A 21,656-nucleotide genomic window follows, 5' to 3' on the forward strand; every position below is an offset into this window, starting at 1 on the left:
AGCCCTCATTATTGCAGCTCTGACGGCGTGCGTGGTCGTGGCGCTCCCGTGACGAACCTGGCCCATAATGCTTCCTTCCATTCCTGAAAAAGGATCGCACCATCAAACCCTGGGATCAAACAACTAGGGCAAAGCTGCCAGCAGCCTCGCCAGAAGGTCGTTCAGCGCCGCCCGATCATCGGGCGGCAGACCCGCCAGCAGGCGGGTTTCGTTTTCTGCATGCGGGCCGATGGCCGAGTCGATCAGCTCGAGGCCCTGGTCGGTCAACTCGATCAGCGTTCCACGACGGTCCTGCGGGTTCGGCAGGCGGCGGATCAGCGACCGCGACTCGAGCCGGTCGAGCCGCGCGGTCATCCCGCCGGAGGTCAGCATCGTCGCCTCGTAAAGGGCGGTCGGCGTCAGGCGGAATGGTGCGCCCGCCCGCCGCAGCGTAGCCAGCACGTCGAATTCGCCGCCCTGCAGGCCGTGCGCCGCGAAAACCGGTTGCAGCGCACGGGTCAGCAGCGACGACAACTCGTTCAGCCGGCCGATGATCTCCATCGCCTCGACGTCCAATTCGGGTCTTTCGCGGCGCCAGGCGGCCACTGCGCGGGTTGCGCGGTCAGGAAGCATGATATCTTGCCATCAAGATAGTCTTCGGCAAGATGATAGCTGCGACAGCAAGGGGATGACAATGACCGATGCGCAGGGCCGTCTGGCGATCCTGGGATGCCTGGTGACGGCAGGGGCAGCCTTGGCCGTCACCATCCTGATCTCGCGGATGGCATCCGATGCCGGAGCTCCGATGATCTGGTTTCTGGCCGCCGTCATGGCGGGCGGCGGCGCAGTGCAGCTGGCGCTGGCGGCGGCCTTGGGGCAGCTGGGCGGGACGCTGCGGATGCTGCCTTTCGCTGCCGGGGCGGGGTTGCTTCTGGCGGGGCCGATGGCGCTCGGCTATCTGGCGGTGGCGCATGTGGGGGCGGGATACATCGCGCTGACCTTCGCCTTTCCGATCCTGCTGACCTGGGCGCTGGCCCGCCTGATGGGGCTGGAGCGTGCGGACCCCCGCCGTGCGCTGGCCGTGGGACTTGGCCTGGCCGGAGGCGTCACGCTGGCGCTGGCCAAGCTGAGCGACCTGCCGGCGGGCGCCACGGGCTGGCTGGTCGCCGCGACGGCCATGCCGGTGGTGATCGCAGGGGGCAACATCTATCGCTCGCGGTACTGGCCCACGGGCGCGCGGCCCGTGGCGCTGTCGGCGCTGACGCTGCTGATGGGCGGGCTGGCCTGCGTGCCGCTGGCGATGGTGCTGGACGGTAGCGCCACGGGGCTGTGGCGCGATGCGGGGTTGCGCGGGCTGGTGGGCGTCGATGTGGCGGTCTTCGTGGTCCAGTACGTCGCCTTCTTCCAGCTGCAGCGGCTTGGCGGGCCGGTGACGCTGTCGCTGCTGGGACCGGTCGCGGCAGTCACCGGCGCGGGCGGCGCCTTGTGGCTGTTCGCCGAGCCGCTGCCGCAGAACTTTGCGCTGGCGGCTGCGCTGGTCGGCGCTGGCACGGCGCTGATGCTGATGCGGCCCAGCCCGGCGGCCCGTCCCGCCTGACAGTCCGTCCAGCCTAGCAGTCGGGGCGGGGCCAGCTGTCGATGATCTCTACCGCCTCTTCGGCGGTTTCGACATAGCGGATCAGCTGCAGGTCGCTGGCGCTGATTGTACCGGCATCGGCCAGCGCTTGCCAGTTGATGATGCCGTCCCAGAACTCGGCCCCGAACAGCAGGACCGGGACTTGCGCCATGCGGCCGGTCTGGATCAGGGTCAGAGACTCGAACAGCTCGTCCAGGGTGCCGAAGCCGCCGGGGAAGACCGTGATGGCGCGGGCGCGCATCAGGAAGTGCATCTTCCGGATCGCGAAATAATGGAAGTTGAAGCACAGGTCCGGCGTGACATGAACGTTCGGCGCCTGCTCATGCGGCAGCACGATGCCGAGGCCGATGGATTGGCCGCCGGCCTCGGCCGCGCCCATGTTTCCTGCCTCCATGACGCCGGGGCCGCCGCCGGTGCAGATCACGAACTCGCCGCCGCCAGCCGCCAGGCTGCGCTCGGTCATGCGCTGCGCGAAGACGCGGGCCTCCTCGTAGTATTTCGACAGCGCGGCCAGGCCCTTGGTGCTGGCCTGCCCTACGGCATCGGGCGCCGGGATGCGCGCGCCGCCGAACATCACAACTGTCGATTCGATGCCGCGTTCATCCATGACCATCTGCGGCTTCAGCAGCTCCAGCTGCAGACGGACGGGGCGCAATTCGTCGCGCAGCAGGAAATCGCGGTCGGTGAAGGCCAGGCGATAGCTGGGCGCGCGTGTCTGGGGCGTGTCGGGAATGCGTTCGGCGCGATCCGCATCCTGGTCGCTGTGGGGCAGGGGGTGGATGCGGTCCGGGTGGGGCGTGTCGGTCATCGAAGCCTCGTCTGCGCCCTTGCGCGGATTGCGCGGGCCTTTCCCGACGCATATAGCCCGGTGCAGAGATTTTCCACCCACCCGCCTGCCCGAGGAGAGGCCGCCATGACCCAAGCCCTGGAATCCGCCATCGAAGCCGCGTGGGAGAACCGCGCCGAGATCACCAGCGCCACAGGCGGCGAGACGCGCGAGGCGGTCGAGGAAACCCTGCGCCAGCTGGACAACGGCACGCTGCGCGTGGCGGAGAAGCGCGGCGCGGACTGGCACGTGAACCAATGGGCGAAGAAGGCGGTGCTGCTGTCCTTCCGGCTGAACGACATGGAGGAGATGTCGGGCGGTCCGCAGGGGTCGAACTGGTGGGACAAGGTGCCGTCGAAGTTCCACGGCTGGGGCGACAATCAGTGGCGCGAGGCGGGGTTCCGTGCCGTGCCCGGAGCGATCGTGCGCCGGTCGGCTTTCATCGGCAAAGGGGCGGTGCTGATGCCATCCTTCGTCAACCTGGGCGCCCATGTGGGCGAGGGCGCGATGGTCGACACCTGGGCCACGGTGGGCAGCTGCGCGCAGATCGGGCGGAACGTGCACCTGTCAGGCGGCGTCGGCATCGGCGGCGTGCTGGAGCCGCTGCAGGCGGGACCGACGATCATCGAGGACGATTGCTTCATCGGCGCCCGGTCGGAGGTGGTCGAGGGCTGCATCGTGCGCGAAGGGTCCGTGCTGGGGATGGGGGTCTATATCGGCCAGTCCACCAAGATCGTCGACCGCGAGACTGGCGAGGTCATGTATGGCGAAGTTCCGGCGGGATCAGTGGTCGTGTCGGGGTCGATGCCGTCGAAGAACGGCGTGAACCTGTACTGCGCGGTCATCGTCAAGCGGGTGGACGCGAAGACGCGGGCCAAGACCTCGATCAACGAGCTTCTGCGCGACTGATGACCACGCTCTTCATCGATGCGGATGCCTGCCCGGTCAAGTCCGAGGCCGAGCGGGTGGCCGTCCGCATGGGTGTGCCGATGGTGCTGGTCTGCAATGGCGGGCTGCGGATGCCGACGCATCCGCTGGTGCGGCTGCAGATCGTGGCCGAGGGGCCTGACGAGGCCGACAAGTGGATCGCCGACAACTGCGGGCCGGGCGATGTGGTGGTGACCGGCGATCTGCCGCTGGCGGATCGCTGCATCAAGGCCGGTGGGGCGGTGCTGACCCACGGGGGCGAGGTTCTGGACGCGGCGAACATCGGGCCCCGGCTGGCGACGCGCGACCTGATGGCTGACCTGCGCAGCGCCGATCCGTTCCGGCAGGGCGGTGGCGCAGCCTTCGGCAAGGCCGACCGGGCCCGGTTCCTGCAGGCACTGGACCGTGAACTGGGGCGGGCGCTGAAACGCTGAGCGGTGAGCGCCCGGCCGGGCCATTGAGGCCCGCCCGCGCGCTGCCGCGGCGCCGGCGACGCGCCATGGCGCGACCCTTTTGCGTGGGGTTTGATTTTCGGCGGTGAAGTCGATGGCCTGTGGCTGTCGACAATCCGCGCCCATGTGAAGCACCTGGCAATGGCTTGGATCAAGGCGGCCAGGCTCTGGATTGCATTGATGGTAGAGAAGACCAGGATTCAGCAGTAGGGCTATGCCTGCCGAGGCTAAGCAGCCGACTGCCGCAGGCAGCATCCCGTGGCTGCTTGCGTACCGGCGCAGGCAGTTCTGCAGGAACGGCCGTGGCAGGCGGGGCCGGAGGGAATGGGCCACGGGATTGCTTCCCGCATGGGATGAGTGCGAGAAAGTCTGTCGGCTTTAAGCGGGCGATCGTTTTCCGTCCATCCTGCGGCGTCAGGCGATCAGGACCATCACCAGCGGGATTGTCAGGATGCTGACGGCGGTCGAGATGAGGATCGTCGTCGACACGCGCTGCTGCGCCACGTTGAAGTGCTCGGCCAGGATATAGACGTTGCCAGCCACCGGCAGCGCCGCGGCAGCGACCATGACGCCGGCGGCAAAGGGTTGGACCGCGAAGGCCCAGGCTGCGACGCCGACGGCGGCGGGGTGCAGCACCAGCTTGGCAAGGCTCAGCCAGCCCGAGGCCGCCATCCGCTTCAGGCGCCGTCCGGCCAGGCTGGCGCCGATGGCGAAGAGCGCGCCGGGCGTCGCTGCGGCGCCCAGCAGCAGCAGGAACTCGGCCGCGGGCGCCGGCATCGGCAGATGGAACCACGACCAGCCAAGGCCCGCCACCATCGACAGGATCATCGGGTTCGCCGCGATCCCGCGCAGGACCGGTATCACGGCCGCCAGCCGTAGGCCGCCGTTCCGAGAGGCATGCACGATCAGCGTGATCAGCGTCGAAAAGACCAGCATGTCGATGGTCAGCACCATCAGGATCGGACCAACCGCACGCTCGCCGAGCAAGACGACGAGCATCGGCACACCCAGGAAGCCGGTGTTGCCGGTCATGCAGCACTGCGCCTCCATCGCGGCTTCGGCGGTGGGCAGGCCTCGGGCGCGGGCGACGGCCATGCCGACGGCCCAGACCAGCGACGATCCTGCCAGGTACGCCAGCACGAAACGCCCGTCAAAGAGTGCGGCCAGGTCAAGCCCGGAGGCGAAGCGGAACAGCATCGCCGACAGCGCGAAATAGAACACAAAGCGCGTCAGCCAGGCCGCGCCCGCCTGCGGAAAGAACCGCGTGGCGGCGGCGATCCAGCCCAGGCCGATCAGCGCGAAGAAGGGCAGGGTCTTCAGAAAGACCTCAGCCATGCCGGAACCGGTCGTGCACGTCGCCCCCTTCCGGGCACGTTATCCCGACCCGATCAGCACCCCAACGGCTAGCACCAAAGCACCGCCCACGACCACTTGCAAGGTGGCCCGCCAGAAGGGCGTCTGCATCCAGCGGTTCTGGATCCAGGCGATGACCCACAGCTCGACGAAGACGACCATGATCGCCAGCGTCGTCGCCGTCCAGAAGTCCGGGATCAGATAGGGCAGCGCGTGGCCCAGCCCACCCACAGCGGTCATCACGCCCGAGGATAGGCCGCGCTTGATCGGAGAGCCGCGCCCTGACACGACGCCATCGTCCGATGCGGCCTCGGTAAAGCCCATGCTGATGCCCGCGCCGATGCTGGCGGCCAACCCAACAAGGAAGGTCGTCCAGGGGTCCTGCGTGGCAAAGGCGGTGGCGAAGATCGGCGCCAGGGTCGAGACGCTGCCGTCCATCAGCCCCGCCAGGCCCGGCTGCACCCAGGTCAGCACGAAATCGCGATGGGCGACTCTGTCTTCGTCAGCGCGGCTGTCGGCATCCAGATGCTCGGCCGTCAGCTCGGCGGCGCGGTTCTCGTGCCCGCGCTCGGCGGCGGCCAGATCACCCAGCAGCTTGCGGGTGCGGGCGTCCTGGCTGACCTGCGCGGCATGGGCATAGAATTCGGCCGCGTCACGCTCCATCCCGGCGGCTTCGGCGCGGATCGTCTCAAGCGACAGATTGCCCATCATCCAGGCGGGGCGGCGGGTGACGTAGCCCGCGACATGTTCTCGTCGGATGACCGGGATCGCGTCGCCCCAACGCAGGTGATAGGTGTCCAGCAGCAGGCGCCGGTGGCTGTCCTCCTCGGCGCTCATCCCGTCGAAGATCGCCGCTGTGGCCGGATAGTCCTTGCGCAGGAACTCGGCCCAGTTGCGATAGATGCGGGCGTCGTCCTCCTCGGAGGCGATGGCCAGCGCCACGATCTCGCGCTCGGACAGCTCCGACAGGCGCTTGCGGGCAGACATGAACGGCATGGTCATCTTCTGTGCTCAAATATCCTTCGGGGCAAGGCCGCCCGCAGCCAACGGGGCGGACGGCCCCCGCCTTACCGTGAATTCCATCGCACCATCGTCCAGATCGCGCATGCCCATCATGACATGCCCTGCCTGCCCGCAGAAATGCGGCACATCGACCGCCGCCATCCGGTCGGTCGCCAGCATCCGCACCACGGTCCCCTCTGGCAGCGCCAGCAGGACCTTGCGAAGGCGCAGAACCGGCAGCGGGCAGAGAAGGCCCCGCGCGTCGATCACCTTGCCCCCGCTCAAGACGCCTCGGCAAATCGGGCCAGGCACCAGCGGGCCAGGTCGCGCGGGTCCAGCCGTTCATCGAGGCCGTCCGCGAACTGCAGGAAGGCCGCCTGCTGCTGGCGGGGGACATAGGTCACGACCGGCTGGCCCGCCGCCACCGCCTGCCCGATCAGGTCGCGAAAGCCGCGTCCCATCGCCTCTTGCCGGCCGAACTTGGGTATGACGACGATGCCCGCGCCCGCCAGGTGCGGCGCGGTGCGGGCCACCGCATCCTCGAGCGCGGCGGTGTCCAGGCGGCACCCCTCGGCCCCCGGCCCCAGGGACTGGGAGATGCGGATCGGCGTACCGGGATCGCCCAGCACGATCATGTCCATGTCACAGGCGACATCCGGTCCCAGGTCGTGGTTCACCTGCACCGCGCCCGCGACAGCCAGTCCCCGCGCCTGCAAATCGCGCGCCAGATCCGCCAGCAGACGATCCGCCGCGCCGGGCGACGCATCTGCATCGGTGGTGAACCATCCCAGCATCCCGCCCCCTTACACGCCGCTGTCCAAAGCGAACTTCATCAGCCCGTTGATCCCGTCCACCCCCAGCTTCTTCTTGAGCACGGACGAGGTGTTGGCCGCGGTCTTGTAGCTGACCCCAAGTCTGTCAGCGATGGCCTGCAGCCCGTGACCCTGTCCGATCAGCGTCAGCACCTGTCGTTCGCGATCCGACAGCGCGCCCAGGGGATCGCCGCTGGCGCCGGCCCTCAACGTAGCCAGCGCCATGGCCTGCTTGGGGGCCAGGTAGAACTCGCCCGATTCGATGGTCCGTACGGCGTCGCGGAAATCCGCGGGGGGCGCGTTCTTCGAGAGGAACCCCTGCGCCCCCGCCTGAAGCGCGCGCGCCGCGAACCCCGTCTGGTCGTTCATCGAGAAGACCAGGATCCGCGTCTGCGGCGCCGCCTCGCGCAGCGGCGTGACCAAATCCAGGCCCCCCGCGCCGGGCAGGCTGATGTCCAGAACGATCAGGTCGGGCGCGGCGTCCACGGCCAGCTGCTGCAGAGCATCCTCGCCTGACATGGCCTGGCCGACCGGGTCATAGCCCAGGTCACGAAGCAGGCGGCTGGCGCCCAGATGGGTGATCGGGTGGTCGTCGATGACCAAAGCGCGTTTCGTCACGTCACTGTTCCTGTCCTGCCGGGCCTGTTCCTGTCCTGCCGGGGCAGCCGGGTCGAAATCTGCGTGCCCTCGGGTCCGGTGTCCAGCCGCAGATCGCCCCCCAGCAGCGTGATGCGTTCGCGCATCCCGGTCAGGCCGGTGCCCTCGCGCCGGCCGGAGGGGATGCCGGTACCGTCATCGGCCAGGATCATGCGCCAATGCGCCGGATCGGTCCAGAGGCGGATGACCACGCGCCTCGCCCGCGCGTGACGCAGGGCGTTGGTCGACCCCTCCTGCAGGATGCGGAACAGCGTCAGCGCGGTCGCCTCGTCGGGCTCGGACAGGCCTGCCGCGATGTCCAGCACGAAACGCGTGTCGGGGAAGCGGCGATTCAGGTCGGCGACATAATCGGCCAGCACCGTCGCCAGCGGCAACTCCCCCACGGCCATCGGCCGCAGGTCGTTCAGCAGCGCGCGGTTCACGCTGGCGATCTGGTCGGCGATGGTGCCGATCTGGTCGGCGATCTGGCGGGTTGCCCGGTCTGGGGCGGCGTCGCGCAGTGCATCAGCTTCGACCCGCAAGCCGAAGAGGCAGGGCCCCATCTCGTCATGCAGGTCGCGGGCGATGGCCTTTCTCTCGGCATCGGCGCGGGCGACGATCTGGTGCTGCAGGCGGTGGCGGTCGGCGCGGGCTTGCTCGAGCGCCTGCGCCAGATCGTCGGCATGGCGGGCCAGCGGCGCAAGCTCGGGTTGGGGCAGGGGGCCGATGCGGGATTCAAGCTCCCCTAGGGTCAGGTCGGACAGCCGGGCCGAGATCAGGTCCAGCGGCCGCAGGCCCTGCGATAGGGCCCGCGCGATCAGCAGCGCCTGCAGCAGCGCCAGGGCCAGCGTCAGCGCCATCAGGTCGCGCATGTCGCGCCAGGCGCGGGCGATCTCCTCGGCCGGGTCGCCTGTGATCAGGACATAGCCCCTTGGACGCCCCCCGATGACAACCGGCAGGCGGGTCTCCTGCGGGTCGGGGGCGACCAAGCCCGCGAACCAGCGTGGCGCCCGCAGGTCGGGATCGGCGGGTCCGGGCGGCTGGCGCAGCGTGCCGTCCAACGCGTCCATGATGCCGATGCGGGCGTGGCGCGGCTCGGTCAGGCGTTCGGGCAGCAGGGCCATGATCCGGTCGGGCGGCACCGCCCCTTGCATCGTGCCGATGGTGGCCAGCACCAGGTTGCGCGCCGTTTCCGCGCCCATCCGCGTTTCGGTCGCGATGTCGCGGCGCAGCCTGTCCAGGCTGCCCAGGGCCAGCACGAAGGCCAGCGCCAGCTGCGTGGCAAGGATCACCAGAAGGATGCGGCTTCGCAGCGTCATGGCGCGCAGATTGGGCGTAACGCTTGGCCGGGGCAATGGGGTCGGGCGCGGATATTCGGGTACGGGCGGTGCGGTGGGCTTTCCTGTTCCCGCGGTCGGGCGTATCAGAAGGGGATGAGCGATTATGACGATCTGGCAGCCCGCATCAGGGCCCTGTGCGAGGGCGAGACCGACGAGGTCGCGCTGATGGCCACCGTGGCCTGCGAACTGCACCATTCCGACGACCGGTTCGACTGGACCGGCTTCTATCGCGTGGTCGGCCCCGAACTTCTGAAGATCGGGCCTTATCAGGGCGGGCATGGCTGCCTGGTGATCCCCTTCGCCCGCGGGGTCTGCGGGGCGGCGGCGCGGACGGGGCAGGTGCAGATCGTCCCGGATGTCGAGGCCTTCCCCGGCCACATCGCATGTTCCAGCAGCACGCGGTCCGAAATCGTCCTGCCGGTCTTCGGCGCGGGCGGCCGCCTCATCGGGGTGCTGGACATCGACAGCGACCGCCCCGATGCCTTTGATGAAAATGATGCCAAGGCGCTTGCCGCCATCCTGGAGGAGGTTTTCGGTGGAACATGATCTGGCGGGACATTGCCTTTGCGGCGCGGTCCGGTTCCGGGCGCAGTCGTCCGATGACGTGCTGCGGGCCTGCCATTGCGGGCAGTGCCGGCGCTGGTCGGGCCATGTCTGGGCCGCCGTCGGCGTCAGGAACCTGACGGTCGAGGGGCCGGTGCGCTGGTTCGCATCCTCGGAGGCGGCCGAGCGGGGCTTCTGCACCGAATGCGGCAGCGCGCTGTTCTGGAAGCGCCGCGACGGGGCCGAGGTCGATGTCGCGCCTGGCGCGCTGGACCAGCCGACGGGCATGCGCCTGCAGGGGCATATCTTCGTGGCGGACAAGGGTGACTATTACGACATCGCCGACGGGCTGCCGCAGTTCCCGCAAGAGGCGCCCGAATGATCTGGGAGACGCTGGCCAACATTCCCGCGGCGCAGCTGATGACGTTCATTGCGGGAGGGCTGGTCCTGAACTTCGCGCCGGGTCAGGACGTCTTCTTCGCCAGCGCCTGCGGCATCCAGGGCGGACCGCGCGCCGGGGCCTGGGCAGGCATCGGCGTGGGCTTGGGCGTGCTGATGCATGTGACGCTGGCCACCATCGGCCTGGGCGCGGTCGTCGCCGCCCACCCCGAGGCGCTGCGCGCGATCAAGTATGCGGGCGCCGCCTACCTGCTGTGGCTGGCCTGGAAAAGCTGGCGCGCTGGAGAGATCGACCCCTCGGCCCGCGGCAGCGTGCGGGTCTGGAACATCGTCCGCCGGGGCTTTCTGTCTAACGCGCTGAACCCCAAGCCGGTGCTGTTCATGCTGGCCTTTCTGCCGCAGTTCACGAACATGGCCTGGGGTCCCATCTGGCAGCAGATCCTGGGCCTGGGGCTGATCTTTGCCTTCACCGGCACGCTGGTGACGATCGGTTACGGCATCGTCGGCGGCTTGGCCGGCAATGTGATCGGCAAGCGACTGGGGCTGGTCAACAAGATCGCCGCCGTCATGTTCGCGGGCCTTGCGGTGCGCCTTGTCGCGAAATGAGCGATTTCGTCTATGCGCCGCCGCCTGACGCGCCGGTCGTCATCCATGCCGACCACGAGGTCCTGGTGGTGGACAAGCCTGCCGGCCTTCTGTCGGTGCCGGGGCGGGGCGAGGATCGGGCCGACTGCCTGATCGCGCGGCTGCGGGCGGCCTTTCCGACGGTGCTTCTGGTGCATCGGCTGGACCTAGACACCTCGGGCGTGATGGTCTTCGCGCTGACGCCCCATGCGCAGCGCCACCTGTCCAAGCAGTTCGAGGAACGCCAGACACGCAAGGTCTATGTCGCCCGCCTTTCGGGTCGGCTGGAGCCTAAGACCGGCCGTGTGGACCTGCCGCTGATCGTGGATTGGCCAAATCGCCCGCGGCAGAAAGTCGACCACATCGAAGGCCGCCCCGCGCAGACCGATTGGCGGGTGATGCGTGCGACCGATGACGAAACCCGCGTCAGGCTGATGCCGGTGACCGGCCGCAGCCACCAGCTGCGCGTCCACATGGCCCAGACCGGCCACCCGATCCTGGGCGATCCGCTTTATGCGACGAGGGCGGCGGCGGATCATCCCCGGCTGATGCTGCATGCCGAAAGCCTGCGCTTCCGCCACCCTGACAGCGGCGTCGTGCAGGGCTTTTCAGCGGCGGTGCCGTTCTAGGTCCCGGCTTCAAGTTTCCGCCAGACGGCTCCGCATGCGGCGCGACAGCCAGCGGGCGAACCAGGGAAACACCGCCAGCAGCGCCACGACCGCGATCACCCGCGGCCCCGCGATGTCCGTGATATAGTCGATCTCGGCCAGCTGGGTGCCGGCGGCGGTCAGGATCAGCTTGTTGGGCAGCACCCCCAGCAGCGTGACCACCGCGAAGACACGTGCCGACATGATGCTGACGCCGCAGGCCATGTTCAGCACGAAGAACGGCAGGCCCGGCGTCATCCTCAGGCTAAGAAGCGCCAGCGCGCCGTTCGCCTCGACCATCCGGTCCAGCTGGCCGACGCGGCCGCCCAGCAGACGCCTGACAGGCCGCGCGAGAAGGTGGCGAGCGGCCATGAAAGTCAGGAGCGCTGCGGCGATCGTCCCTGCCAGTGACAAGGCCAGTCCCAGCCAGAAGCCGAAGAAGGCGCCCCCCGCCAGTGTCAGCGCCACGATGACCGGCACCGGCAGGGCCCCCGCCAGCGCGAAGCTTCCCAGATAGGCCAGCGCGGCCAGTCGGGGGTTCCTGTCCCGCCAGCCCTGGCCGTGTTCCAGCACTGCCTGCAGCCGCGTCAGGTCCGACTGCAGCGCCGGAAGCGACGGCCAGAGCCAGAGGACCAGCGCCACGCCGCCCAGGGCTGCAAGCCACAGAAGGATGATCCGCAGGGACCGGCGGCGCATGATGCCTGTCAGGCTTCGCCGTCCGGGTACCATTCGGCGATGACCACTTTGGTGTCGGGGCTGGAATTGCCGACCAGCCGCTGGAACTCCTGCACGTCGCTGCCGCGGTGGTGATAGGGATAGACCACCTGCGGCTGGAAGGCCGCCACCGCCTCGGCCGCCTGTTCGACAGTCATCGTGTAGGGCAGGTTCATCGGCAGAAAGGCCACGAAGATGTCCTGCAGGTCGCGCAGTTCGGGCGTGTCCTCGGTATCGCCGGCGATCAGGAACCGCTTGCCCCCGATGGTCAGGACATAGCCGTTGTCGCGCCCCTCGGGGTGGTACTGCAGCCGATCCTCGGTGGTGTTATAGGCGGGGATGGCCATGATTGGCATGTCCAGCGCCTGGCCCTCGTCGCCGTTGGCCATCGCGGTCGTGCGGCTGGCCATAGCCTCGGGCAGCATGTCGGCCACGGCCTGGTTGGCGATGATCGGCACCTCCGGCAGGGCGTCCAGGGTCGACTGGTCGTAGTGGTCGCCGTGTTCGTGGGTGATCAGGATCAGGTCGGGGTCGGGCAGGTCGGCATAGGCCTCGGCCCCGCCGACCGGGTCAATATAGATCACCCCGCCCGGCGTTTCCCAAACCATCGAGGCGTGGCTGACAGGGTGGATCACCACCTCGCCGCCGTCGACCTGGTGGCGGTAGGGGGCATCCTGGGCATGGGCCAGCGCAGGGATCAAGGCGCTTCCGGCCAGGGCGGCGGCAAGCTTCAGTCCGGTTCGACGGGTCAGGCGCATTGTCTTATCCTTCGACGGGGGTCCGTGGAAAACATCGCGTCGCGCGTCCCGGTTCCCCGTTCTTGCGGCCAGGGCGCGCCTGGCCTAGTTTGCGGGCAGATCGGTCACGGAACAAGGGGTTGGCGATGACACATCTGTGGGTCAGGGCAGAGAGCCGGCCGAACGAAGACCGCGTGGGCATCACCCCCGACGGCGTCGCCCGGCTGATCGACCGCGGCATGACCGTCACCGTCGAGGACAGTGCCCGCCGCATCATCCCGACTGATGATTACGCCAAAGCCGGTGCGACCATCGCCCCCGAAGGCGGCTGGGTCGATGCCCCGGACGACGCCATCGTCTTCGGCCTGAAGGAACTGCCCGAGGACGGCACGCCCCTGCGCCACCGCCACATCATGTTCGGCCATGCCTTCAAGGGCCAGCCGGCCGGGCGCGTCCTGCTGCAGCGTTTCAAGGCGGGCGGCGGAACGCTTTACGACCTGGAATACCTGACGGACGATGACGGGCGGCGGCTGGCGGCCTTTGGCTATTGGGCGGGATATGCCGGTGCGGCGGTGTCGCTGATGGCCTGGGTCGCGCAGGCGCATGGCGGCATCTGCGGCCCGGTCCATGTCCACGCCAGCCGCGACCACCTGCTGCAGGACCTGCGCGCGCGGATGGACGCAACCGGGCTTCCGCGGCCGCGGGCCATCGTCATCGGCGCCAAGGGCCGTGTCGGGCGCGGGGCATCCGACCTGCTGACCGACCTAGGCGTCCCCGTCACCGCATGGGACATGGCCGAGACCGCGCATGGCGGCCCCTTCCCCGAGGTGCTGATGCACGACGTCTTCATCAACGCGATTCTGGCGCAGCCGGGCGCCCCGGTCTTTGTTCCCGCCGATGCCACTGGCGCCGCCCGCACGCTGACCGTGATCGGCGACGTGGCCTGCGACCCGACCAGCGACTTTTCCCCGATCAAGGTCTATGACCGCACCACCAGCTGGGGCGCGCCGGTGCTGCGCGTCGCCGACCACCCGCCGCTGGACGTGATGGCGATCGACAACCTGCCGTCGATGCTGCCGCGCGAAAGTTCGGAGGATTACGCGGCCCAGCTTCTGCCGGTGCTGGAGGGGCTGGACGCCCCCGATGCCGGTCCATGGGGTCGCGCCGGGCGGCTTTACCACGAACACGTCAAAGAGGTCTGAGATGAGAATCCACTGGGTCGGCACGGGCCTCAGCGCAATTCCGGGGCTGCGCCGGCTGATCGGGTCGGGCGCCGCCGTCTATGTCTGGAACCGCACGGTCGAAAAGGCGCAAGAGCAGGTCGGCGACCTGACGCAGGAGATCCGCGAATACACGCCCGAGGCGCTGGAGGCGATGGTCCGCCAAGGCGACGTCGTGGTGTCGATGCTGCCCGCTGACCAGCACGTGGCGCTGGCCCGCATGGCCATCGCCAAGGGCGCGCATTTCGTTAGCTCCAGCTATGTCTCGCCCGAGATGGCCGCGCTGGACGACGAGGCCAGGGCCGCCGGCGTGGCGCTGGTGAACGAGGTCGGCCTCGATCCGGGCATCGACCACCTGATGGCCCATGACCTGGTCGAGGACTATCGCGCCGCGGCCCGGCCCGGCGACAGGATCAGCTTTACCTCCTATTGCGGCGGCGTTCCGGCGCATCCGAACCCGTTCCGCTACAAGTTCAGCTGGTCGCCGCTGGGCGTTCTGCGCGCCCTGCGCTCGCCGTCGAAATCGCTGCGGGACGGGGCGGTGCGGGACGTCGCGCGGCCGTGGCATGCGATCGAGCCCTACGACGCGCCGCTGCCAACCCCTGAACGCTTCGAGGTCTATCCGAACCGCGACAGCCTGCCCTTCGTGCAGCAGTACCGGTTCGATCCGGCCTGGGATGTGCAGGACTTCGTGCGCGGCACCCTGCGTCTGGAGGGCTGGCAAGAGGCCTGGACCCCGGTCTTCACCGAGATCGAGACGCTGGAGGGTGCTGCCGGAGAGACGCGCCTGCGCGAGATGGCCGACGGCTTCTGGCGCGACAACGCCTATAATCCGGGCGAACCGGACCGCGTCGTCCTGTTCGTGGCGCTGAAGGCCGAACGAGAGGGCCGCGTCGTCTGGCACAAGGAATGGGTGCTGGATGCGCGGGGCAACGACGAGGGCAGCGCGATGGCGCAGCTGGTGTCGATCCCCGTGGCCATGGCGGTCGAGGCTGTCCGCGACGGCCGGATGGTGACCGGGGTGCAGACCGCGCCACATGATCCGGCCCTGGTCGGCGAATGGCTGGATCAGGTGGCGGGCATCGCCCAGCACATGGCGAAGGTCGATCACCTCGGCTAAGTTGTTCCCGCCGCTGACCGGATCGTGACAAGTCGTGATCGGCGGCGGCGGAACGCGCGTCTTCGGAAGACATTGGTGGCGATACGCTGACATCCGGAGGACCGCCATGACTCGCCGCACGACGACCAGCCTGACCGCCCTTGCTGCCACCGCCATCCTGGCCGGTGCAGGATGCGCGCAGGAATTCAACGAGGCCGCGCCCAACGGCGCCGCCTATGACCAGACCTCTGCCTTCGAGAACCAGACCCGCGCTCCTGAACTGGAGAGCGACGTTGAACTGGCGCAGGAGGTCGTGGCCGAGGGGTTGGTTCATCCCTGGGGACTGGACCAGTTGCCGGACGGCAGCTGGCTGGTAACGGAACGCCCTGGGCGCATGCGTATCGTCACCGCCGAGGGCGAGGTGTCCGACCCGATCTCGGGCCTGCCCGAGGTCGACAACCGCGAACAGGGCGGGTTGCATGACGTATCCGTCGCCGATGACTTCGCCGAGACCCGCCGCGTCTGGTGGACCTATGCCGAACCCCGCGGGGACGGCGAGAATGCCACCGCCGTGGCCACCGGCACGCTTTCGGAAGACGGCACGACGATGGAGAACGTCGAGCGGATCTTCCAGCAGCAGCCGGCCTGGGCCTCGACCAAGCATTTCGGCGCGCGGATCGTCCATGACGGCGAGGGGCATATCTTCGTAGGCCTGGGCGAACGATCCGACCCTGAGCCGCGGCAGTATGCACAGAACCCGGAGTCAACGCTTGGCAAGATCGTCCGCATCGACGCCATGACCGGGGCGCCCGCCGGCGCCGACATCGAGGGCGCCCTGCCCGAGATCTGGTCGATGGGACACCGCAACATCCAGGCCGGGGCGATGGGACCCGACGGCCAACTGTGGATGGCGGAGCACGGCCCCAAGGGCGGCGACGAGCTGAACCTGATCCAGCCCGGCGTGAACTATGGCTGGCCCGAGGTCAGCTACGGCACCGATTATGACGGCTCCCAGCAGGGGGTGGAGGAGATGGAGGGCATGCAGCAGCCCGTCTATTACTGGGACCCGTCGCCGGCGATCAGCGGCATGACCTTCTATGACGGAGAGATGTTCCCCGAATGGCAGGGCCAGGCGCTGGTCGGCGCCCTCAAGTCGCAGGAGCTGATCCGCCTGGACATCCGGGACGGCCGTGTCGCCGGAGAGGACCGCCACCTGCAGGGCATCGGCCGCGTCCGCGACATCGAGGTCGCGCAGGACGGCGCGCTGATGCTGATCACCGACCACGAGAACGGCCAGATGATCCGCGTCACGCCCGAAGGTTCGGGCGACGCCTGACCGCCGATGATCGGTCGTCGGCTGCGCAGGCGGCCGGCAGCCGATCAGTCGCGGCGGCCGAACAGGCGCTCGATATCCGACAGCGGCAGCTTGACCCAGGTCGGGCGCCCGTGGTTGCACTGGCCGGATTTCGGCGTGCGCTCCATCTCGCGCAGCAGGGCGTTCATCTCGTCGGCGGTCATGCGCCGCCCCGAGCGAACCGACCCGTGGCAAGCCATGGACGACAGCACCGCATCGATCCGCGCCCGCAGCCGGTCCGATGCGCCCTGATCGGCCAGATCGTCCAGGATGTCGCGGATCAGCGCCTTGGCATCCAGCCGCGCCAGCATCGCCGGCACCTCGCGCACGGCGACCGCGCCGCCGCCGAAGGGCTCGATCACCAGGCCGAGGGCCGCCAGATCCTTGCCCACGGACAAGATGCGTGCGGCATCGGCATCTGAAAGTTCCACGATCTCGGGGATCAACAGGGCCTGGGCCGCGATGCCGTTCGCCTCGGCCTGCGACTTCAGCCGCTCATAGACCAGGCGTTCGTGCGCGGCATGCTGATCGACGATGACCAGCCCGTCGGCGGTTTGCGCGATGATGTAGTTTTCGTGGATCTGCGCCCGAGCCGCCCCCAGGGGTGCATCGTCGGCGGGGTCTGGGCGCAGGTCCTCCACGGGTTCGAACCGAGCAGAGGGGGCCTCGGCAAAGCCGGGCTGCGGTGCCGGCGCCGTGGTGGCGGATGCGGGCGGGTGCGGCGCCTGCAGGTCCAGCCCTGCCCTGATGGCCGCTGCCGAATGCCGCACCGGGCCGTGCGACACCCGCGGTTGCATTGCCTGCAGCGTCGCCGCGCCCACGGTCGACGAGGCGCGGTGCCCGGCCCCCACCATCGCGTGACGCAGGGCGCTGACCACCAGTCCACGGGCCGCCTGGGGGTCGCGGAACCGCACCTCGGCCTTGGCGGGATGGACGTTCACGTCCACCAACTGCGGATCGCAGGTCAAGAACAGTACCGCCGCAGGGTGCCGCCCCGGCGCCAGAACGTCCATGTATCCCGCCCGCAGCGCACCTGTCAGCAGCTTGTCGCGGACCGGTCGGCCGTTCACATAAAGATGCTGGGCGACCGCCGCGCCGCGTGAATAGGTCGGCAGCGCCGCGAATCCGGTCAGCGCAATGCCGTCGCGCTCGGCATCGATGGGCAGGGCGTTGTCGGTGAACTCGACACCCATGATCCGGGTCAGGCGCATCGTCAGCGCGCCGAACAGTTCGCCCTGCTCGGCATCGGCGCGAAAGATCTCGCGCCCGTCCGAGGTCAGGCAGAAGCCGACATAGGGTTCGGCCATAGCCAGGCGGCGAACCGCCTCGGCCACGGCCTGCGTCTCGGCGCGCTCGGTGCGCAGGAACTTCAAGCGGGCGGGCGTGGCGAAGAACAGGTCGCGCAGTTCCACGACCGTGCCGCAATTCGCCGCGGCCGGGCGGGGGTCGGCCAGACGTCCGCCGGCCACCGTGATGACCGCGCCGTCAGAGCCGCGCCGGCGCGAGGTGATCGTCAGCCGCCCCACCGCTCCGAGCGAGGGCAGCGCCTCGCCCCGAAAGCCGAAGCTGCTGATCGCCAGCAGGTCGCTGCCGTCGATCTTGCTGGTCGCGTGGCGCGACAGGGCCAGCGGCAGCTCTGCCGGCAGCATCCCGCAGCCGTCGTCGATGACCCGGATCAGGCGCTTGCCGCCTTCCTCGATTGCGATGTCGATGCGGCTGGCGCCGGCATCCAGCGCGTTCTCGACCAGTTCCTTGACGGCCGAGGCAGGGCGCTCGACCACCTCGCCCGCCGCGATGCGGTTGGCGGTATCCTCGTCCAGCTGGCGGATCACCGGGCTTATGTTGCGGGCGTGGCTGTTCATCGCCCCAAATCTAGCAGCCCAAGGGCCGCGCCGCCAGTGTGTCGCGGTCGGCTGCCAACCCGAACGACCGCGCCGCGCCCCATCGGGGTGCGGCGCGTGGAGAGGCCTTTTCCCGGCTTCAGTTTGTGGCGGCGGTTTCGGCTTCGATCCCTTCGGGTTGGCCGACCAGGACGAATCGCAGCTGCTCGGGGTCCAGCAGGCGTTCGGCGACGCGGGTGACGTCCTCGGATGTCACCGCCTCGACCTTCGCATTCCGCTCGTCGATGTAATCGACCGGCAGCCCGATCAGCTGCATGCCTGACAGGATGCCCGCGATGCGCCCGTTGCCGTCGAACCGCAGCGGGTATTCGCCGGTCAGATAGGTCTTGGCGTCGGTCAGCTCCTGCTCGGTCACGCCCTGGGCCATCCTGCCCCATTCCTGGCGGATCAGGTCGACCGCCTCGGCCGTCGTCGCGTTCGACCCGGACATGCCACCCTGCCAGGTCTGGCCGTAAAGCCCGGTCGCCAGGCCGGTGCCGACGCCATAGGTCAGGCCGCGCTTCTCGCGGATCTCTTCCATCAGACGCGAGCTGAAGCCACCGCCGCCCAGGATGTGGTTCGCCACATAGGCCGCGAAATAATCCGGATCGTCGATTGGCAGGCCCGGCCCGGCGAAGGCCACGACCGTCTGCGGGCTGTTCCAGTCGATCACGGTCGTTCCGCCGGTCAGCTGCAGCTCGGCATCCTCGGGCAGGGGGGCAGTGCCGGTTTCCGGCAATCCGCCCAGGATGCGGTCCAGAAGGATCCCAAGCTCATCGGCCGAGATGTCGCCCGCCGCGCCAACGACCACCCGGTCGCGCGCCAGAACGCGGTTCTTGGCCGCGACAAGATCCTGCCGCCCCAGCTTGGCGACGCTCTCCAGCGTGCCGTTGACAGAGGTCGCATAGGGGTGGTCGCCCCAGGCCTGCGCCGCCATCTCCTTGGCGGCGATGCTGTTCGGGTCTGTGGCCTCGGACCGGATGATGGCCTGAACCTGGGCGCGGACGCGCTCGATGGCGTCGTCGTCGAAGCGCGGCTGCGTCAGGGCCTGGGCCAGCAGGTCGGCGGCCTCATCGCGGTTCTCGCTCAGCGCCTGGAAGCCGACCGACACCGTGTCGTCGCCCGCGTCGAATGACAGCCGTGCGCCCAGATCCTCGACCGCCTGCGCGTATTCCGTGGCGTTGCGCTTGGCAGCACCTTCCTCCAGCAGCCCGGTCATCAGGTTGATGGCCCCGCGCTTGCCCTCGGCGTCCAGGCTGGCGCCGCCGCGGAACTGGATGTCCAGCGCGACGAAGGGGATGCTCTCGTCCTCGACCAGCCACGCCTCGATTCCGCCAGGCGAGGTGACTTCCTGGATCTCGATGGCCTGCGCGGGCAGGGCCAGCAGGACGAAGACGGCGGCTGCGGCAGCGCGGATCATGGCTGCACCTCCTGGGCGTTGGCGGGATTGTCGTTGGCGGTCGGCTGCGGCGCGGCGGCGGCGGTCTCGACGTCCTCGGGCAGAAGCCAGCCGGTGACGCTGCCCTGATCCGTCAGGACAAGGCGCGCGGCCTCCATGACGTCCTCGGCGGTGACGGCGGCCAAGATGTCAGGCCAGTCGTTCACGTCCTCGACCGTCAGGCCGGTGGATAGGCCCTGGCCATAGTCATAGGCACGGCCATGCGCCGAATCGCGGGCATAGATCTGAGCGGCCCGGATGCGGGTCTTGACCCGCTCAAGATCGGCATCGTCCGGTCCATCCTTCAAGAACGTCGCCAGCGCCTCGTCCAGCGCCGCCTCGGCCTCCTCGGGGGTGACACCGGCCGAAGGCACCAGCGACAGTGTGAACTCGGTCCGGTCCAGCGACAGGCCGCTGTAGGACGCGCCCGCCCACAGCGCCTTGCCCGGCAGCACCAGCGCCCGGCCCAGGACCGAGGTCTGGGTCGAGCCGCCCAGCAGGTCCGCCAGCACCGTCAACGCCGCCGCCTGCCGCTGCTCTCCGGGGTCGCGTTCGGGGGCCAGGGTGGTCCGGGTCATGCGCGGCTGGGCCACGCGCGGGTCGGTCATCTCGACCCGGCGGGCGGTCTGCTTCACCGGCTCCTGCGGGCGCAGGCGCGGCGCATCGTCGCCCTTGGCGGGGATGTCACCGTAATATTCCTCGGCCAGGCGGCGGGCCTCTTCGGGGGTGACGTCGCCGGCCAGGATCAGCACCGCGTCGTCGGGTCCGTAATGCGTGTCGTACCAGTCGATCGCATCCTCGCGCGTCAGGGCCGCGATCTCGTCCCGCCAGCCGATGATCGGACGGCCATAGGGGTGGTTGTCATAGACGACGGCGTTCATCTCCTCGGCGAACAGCGCGGCCGGGTCGCTGTCCACGCGCTGAGCGCGTTCCTCGAGCACCACCTGACGCTCGGCCTGCCAGTCGTCTTCCGAGATCGACAGGTTTTCCATCCGGTCCGACTCCATCTCCATGATCAGCGGCAGCCGGTCGCTGGCGATGCGCTGGAAATAGGCGGTGTAGTCCCAGGACGTGAAGGCGTTGTCGCTGCCGCCATTGGCGGTGACGGTCTTCGACAGCTCTCCGGCGTCCAGCTTGTCGGTGCCCTTGAACATCAGGTGTTCCAGATAGTGGGCGATGCCGGACTTGCCGGGCACCTCGTCGGCGGCGCCGATCTGGTACCAGACCATCTGCACAACGACGGGGGCGCGGTGATCCTCGATCACCACGGTCTCCAGTCCGTTCGGCAGGGTGAAATGGCTGACGCCCTCGGGCATCTCGGCCCAGCCGGGCAGGGCGGTCAGGAATGTGGTCGCCGCCAGTGTGGCGGCCAGGACGGGACGGAATGCGGGGCGACGCATGGGTGGTGCAACCTCCTCTTGCTGCGGCGAAACTTGGACCGCAAAGGGGGTTGGCGCAAGCTTACTCTCGCGATTGTGCGGCGGGCGTGATGCCGCGCCCGGTCAATCCTCGGCCGGCGCGGGCGCCGTCGAGGTGATCGCCCCGGCGCGCTGCCAGCGCAGCTGCTCCTGCCGCGCGTCCAGCGCCATCGGATCATAGGCGCGCTGGTAGACCGAGCTGCCGAAGATCCGCTCCAGCGGGCGGCGGCCGTTGCGGGCGCGCCATGCCGCATCCGAGGCGGCCAGCGTCTCGCGGATCTGCGGATCGGTGCCGCCGGTGCGGGCGGCATAGGCCACCAGCGCCTGGTCGCTGGCCGCAATGCCGCGATCCTGCAGGCGTTCGGGGTTGCCGCCGAGGGCGGCGACCGCTTCTCCCATCGGGTTCGGGTCGGTGATGTTCGCGCCGCCCGGCGTCGGGGCGGGCAGCACCGACAGGTCGGGCGGCATGGTCAGCGACCGCGTGGGCAGGATGGCGAATTCGTCCGGTCCGGTGCGGCCCGCGTTGAAGTTGTTCAGCTGCCCGCCGCCGCTGCAGCCTGCCACGACCGACGCTGCCGCCAATCCGATCACCAGCGCGCTTTTCCGCATGCCCTGTCCCC

At 69.0% G+C, this 21,656-nt stretch carries 24 protein-coding genes; 10 read left to right on the forward strand and 14 right to left on the reverse strand.

Going from position 1 to position 21,656, the window contains the following annotated elements; translation table 11 throughout:
• Positions 1-123: 123 nt before the first annotated feature.
• Entirely contained in the window at positions 124-612 is a 489-nt protein-coding gene (locus OC184_RS08285; RefSeq protein WP_265506731.1) for a MarR family winged helix-turn-helix transcriptional regulator, read from the reverse strand.
• Between the two features lie 61 nt (positions 613-673).
• Here OC184_RS08285 and OC184_RS08290 point away from each other — a divergent pair, with 61 nt between their 5' ends.
• Positions 674-1,576, forward strand: coding sequence for a hypothetical protein (locus tag OC184_RS08290; protein WP_265506732.1), 903 nt, complete (start codon positions 674-676; stop codon positions 1,574-1,576).
• Between the two features lie 13 nt (positions 1,577-1,589).
• On the opposite strand, the gene OC184_RS08295 is transcribed toward OC184_RS08290, so the two are convergent.
• The gene (locus tag OC184_RS08295) at positions 1,590-2,423 is read right to left on the reverse strand and encodes an LOG family protein (RefSeq protein ID WP_265506733.1); all 834 of its coding nucleotides are present in this window, start codon (positions 2,421-2,423) and stop codon (positions 1,590-1,592) included.
• Between the two features lie 105 nt (positions 2,424-2,528).
• Between OC184_RS08295 and dapD the strand changes: the two genes are divergently transcribed.
• Entirely contained in the window at positions 2,529-3,350 is an 822-nt protein-coding gene (gene dapD, locus OC184_RS08300) for a 2,3,4,5-tetrahydropyridine-2,6-dicarboxylate N-succinyltransferase (protein ID WP_265506734.1), read from the forward strand.
• A complete protein-coding gene (locus tag OC184_RS08305) occupies positions 3,350-3,802 on the forward strand; it encodes a YaiI/YqxD family protein (protein ID WP_265506735.1) in 453 nt (150 codons plus the stop codon). The genes dapD and OC184_RS08305 overlap by 1 nt, the downstream gene beginning before the upstream one ends.
• Before the next feature lie 432 nt (positions 3,803-4,234).
• Here the strand turns inward: OC184_RS08305 and OC184_RS08310 are convergent, their stop codons facing one another.
• From OC184_RS08310 to OC184_RS08335, 6 genes are read right to left on the reverse strand one after another with little or no spacing between them, the layout of a single operon-like run.
• On the reverse strand, positions 4,235-5,155 hold the full coding sequence (locus OC184_RS08310; protein WP_265506736.1) for an AEC family transporter: 921 nt from the start codon (positions 5,153-5,155) through the stop codon (positions 4,235-4,237).
• Between the two features lie 39 nt (positions 5,156-5,194).
• Positions 5,195-6,169 (reverse strand): iron exporter MbfA, encoded by a 975-nt coding sequence (gene mbfA, locus OC184_RS08315; protein WP_265506792.1) that lies wholly within the window; start codon positions 6,167-6,169, stop codon positions 5,195-5,197.
• Between the two features lie 15 nt (positions 6,170-6,184).
• Positions 6,185-6,460: a sulfurtransferase TusA family protein gene (locus OC184_RS08320; RefSeq protein ID WP_265506737.1), complete on the reverse strand. Its 276-nt coding sequence runs from the start codon at positions 6,458-6,460 to the stop codon at positions 6,185-6,187.
• Positions 6,457-6,969, reverse strand: a complete 513-nt coding sequence (locus tag OC184_RS08325) for a DUF2478 domain-containing protein (RefSeq protein WP_265506738.1) — start codon at positions 6,967-6,969, stop codon at positions 6,457-6,459. The genes OC184_RS08320 and OC184_RS08325 overlap by 4 nt, the downstream gene beginning before the upstream one ends.
• Positions 6,970-6,978: 9 nt before the next feature.
• On the reverse strand, positions 6,979-7,605 hold the full coding sequence (locus OC184_RS08330; RefSeq protein ID WP_265506739.1) for a response regulator: 627 nt from the start codon (positions 7,603-7,605) through the stop codon (positions 6,979-6,981).
• Complete coding sequence (locus tag OC184_RS08335; protein WP_265506740.1) at positions 7,602-8,942, reverse strand: histidine kinase; 1,341 nt, start codon at positions 8,940-8,942, stop codon at positions 7,602-7,604. The genes OC184_RS08330 and OC184_RS08335 overlap by 4 nt, the downstream gene beginning before the upstream one ends.
• A 114-nt stretch (positions 8,943-9,056) precedes the next feature.
• Here OC184_RS08335 and OC184_RS08340 point away from each other — a divergent pair, with 114 nt between their 5' ends.
• Genes OC184_RS08340 through OC184_RS08355 form a run of 4 tightly spaced genes read left to right on the forward strand, consistent with a single transcriptional unit; the run spans position 9,057 to position 11,158 of the window.
• Entirely contained in the window at positions 9,057-9,509 is a 453-nt protein-coding gene (locus tag OC184_RS08340) for a GAF domain-containing protein (RefSeq protein ID WP_265506741.1), read from the forward strand.
• Positions 9,499-9,888 carry a GFA family protein gene (locus tag OC184_RS08345; protein WP_265506742.1) on the forward strand — a complete coding sequence of 130 codons (390 nt, stop codon included), beginning with the start codon at positions 9,499-9,501 and terminating at the stop codon, positions 9,886-9,888. Before OC184_RS08340 ends, OC184_RS08345 begins: the two co-directional genes overlap by 11 nt.
• A complete protein-coding gene (locus OC184_RS08350; RefSeq protein ID WP_265506743.1) occupies positions 9,885-10,511 on the forward strand; it encodes a LysE family translocator in 627 nt (208 codons plus the stop codon). Before OC184_RS08345 ends, OC184_RS08350 begins: the two co-directional genes overlap by 4 nt.
• Positions 10,508-11,158: a pseudouridine synthase gene (locus OC184_RS08355; protein ID WP_265506744.1), complete on the forward strand. Its 651-nt coding sequence runs from the start codon at positions 10,508-10,510 to the stop codon at positions 11,156-11,158. Before OC184_RS08350 ends, OC184_RS08355 begins: the two co-directional genes overlap by 4 nt.
• Before the next feature lie 9 nt (positions 11,159-11,167).
• Here the strand turns inward: OC184_RS08355 and OC184_RS08360 are convergent, their stop codons facing one another.
• The gene (locus OC184_RS08360) at positions 11,168-11,872 is read right to left on the reverse strand and encodes a TVP38/TMEM64 family protein (protein ID WP_265506745.1); all 705 of its coding nucleotides are present in this window, start codon (positions 11,870-11,872) and stop codon (positions 11,168-11,170) included.
• An 8-nt stretch (positions 11,873-11,880) separates the two neighbouring features.
• The gene (locus tag OC184_RS08365) at positions 11,881-12,648 is read right to left on the reverse strand and encodes an MBL fold metallo-hydrolase (protein ID WP_265506746.1); all 768 of its coding nucleotides are present in this window, start codon (positions 12,646-12,648) and stop codon (positions 11,881-11,883) included.
• 125 nt (positions 12,649-12,773) lie between these two features.
• Between OC184_RS08365 and OC184_RS08370 the strand changes: the two genes are divergently transcribed.
• The 3 genes from OC184_RS08370 to OC184_RS08380 all read left to right on the forward strand — a co-directional run bounded on the left by OC184_RS08370 (position 12,774) and on the right by OC184_RS08380 (position 16,282).
• Positions 12,774-13,829 (forward strand): saccharopine dehydrogenase, encoded by a 1,056-nt coding sequence (locus OC184_RS08370; RefSeq protein ID WP_265506747.1) that lies wholly within the window; start codon positions 12,774-12,776, stop codon positions 13,827-13,829.
• Position 13,830: 1 nt separating this feature from the next.
• Entirely contained in the window at positions 13,831-14,967 is a 1,137-nt protein-coding gene (locus tag OC184_RS08375) for a saccharopine dehydrogenase family protein (RefSeq protein ID WP_265506748.1), read from the forward strand.
• Positions 14,968-15,073: 106 nt separating this feature from the next.
• Positions 15,074-16,282 carry a PQQ-dependent sugar dehydrogenase gene (locus OC184_RS08380; protein ID WP_265506749.1) on the forward strand — a complete coding sequence of 403 codons (1,209 nt, stop codon included), beginning with the start codon at positions 15,074-15,076 and terminating at the stop codon, positions 16,280-16,282.
• A 44-nt stretch (positions 16,283-16,326) separates the two neighbouring features.
• Here the strand turns inward: OC184_RS08380 and mutL are convergent, their stop codons facing one another.
• From mutL to OC184_RS08400, 4 genes are all read right to left on the reverse strand, one after another.
• Positions 16,327-18,162: a DNA mismatch repair endonuclease MutL gene (gene mutL, locus OC184_RS08385; protein WP_265506750.1), complete on the reverse strand. Its 1,836-nt coding sequence runs from the start codon at positions 18,160-18,162 to the stop codon at positions 16,327-16,329.
• A 118-nt stretch (positions 18,163-18,280) separates the two neighbouring features.
• Entirely contained in the window at positions 18,281-19,600 is a 1,320-nt protein-coding gene (locus OC184_RS08390) for a M16 family metallopeptidase (RefSeq protein ID WP_265506751.1), read from the reverse strand.
• Positions 19,597-21,018 carry a M16 family metallopeptidase gene (locus tag OC184_RS08395; protein WP_265506752.1) on the reverse strand — a complete coding sequence of 474 codons (1,422 nt, stop codon included), beginning with the start codon at positions 21,016-21,018 and terminating at the stop codon, positions 19,597-19,599. The genes OC184_RS08390 and OC184_RS08395 overlap by 4 nt, the downstream gene beginning before the upstream one ends.
• 102 nt (positions 21,019-21,120) lie before the next feature.
• On the reverse strand, positions 21,121-21,645 hold the full coding sequence (locus OC184_RS08400) for a DUF3035 domain-containing protein (protein WP_265506753.1): 525 nt from the start codon (positions 21,643-21,645) through the stop codon (positions 21,121-21,123).
• Between the last annotated feature and the right edge of the window lie 11 nt (positions 21,646-21,656).

The sequence above is a fragment of the Paracoccus rhizosphaerae genome (assembly GCF_026162645.1).
GTDB classification, from domain to species: domain Bacteria; phylum Pseudomonadota; class Alphaproteobacteria; order Rhodobacterales; family Rhodobacteraceae; genus Paracoccus; species Paracoccus rhizosphaerae.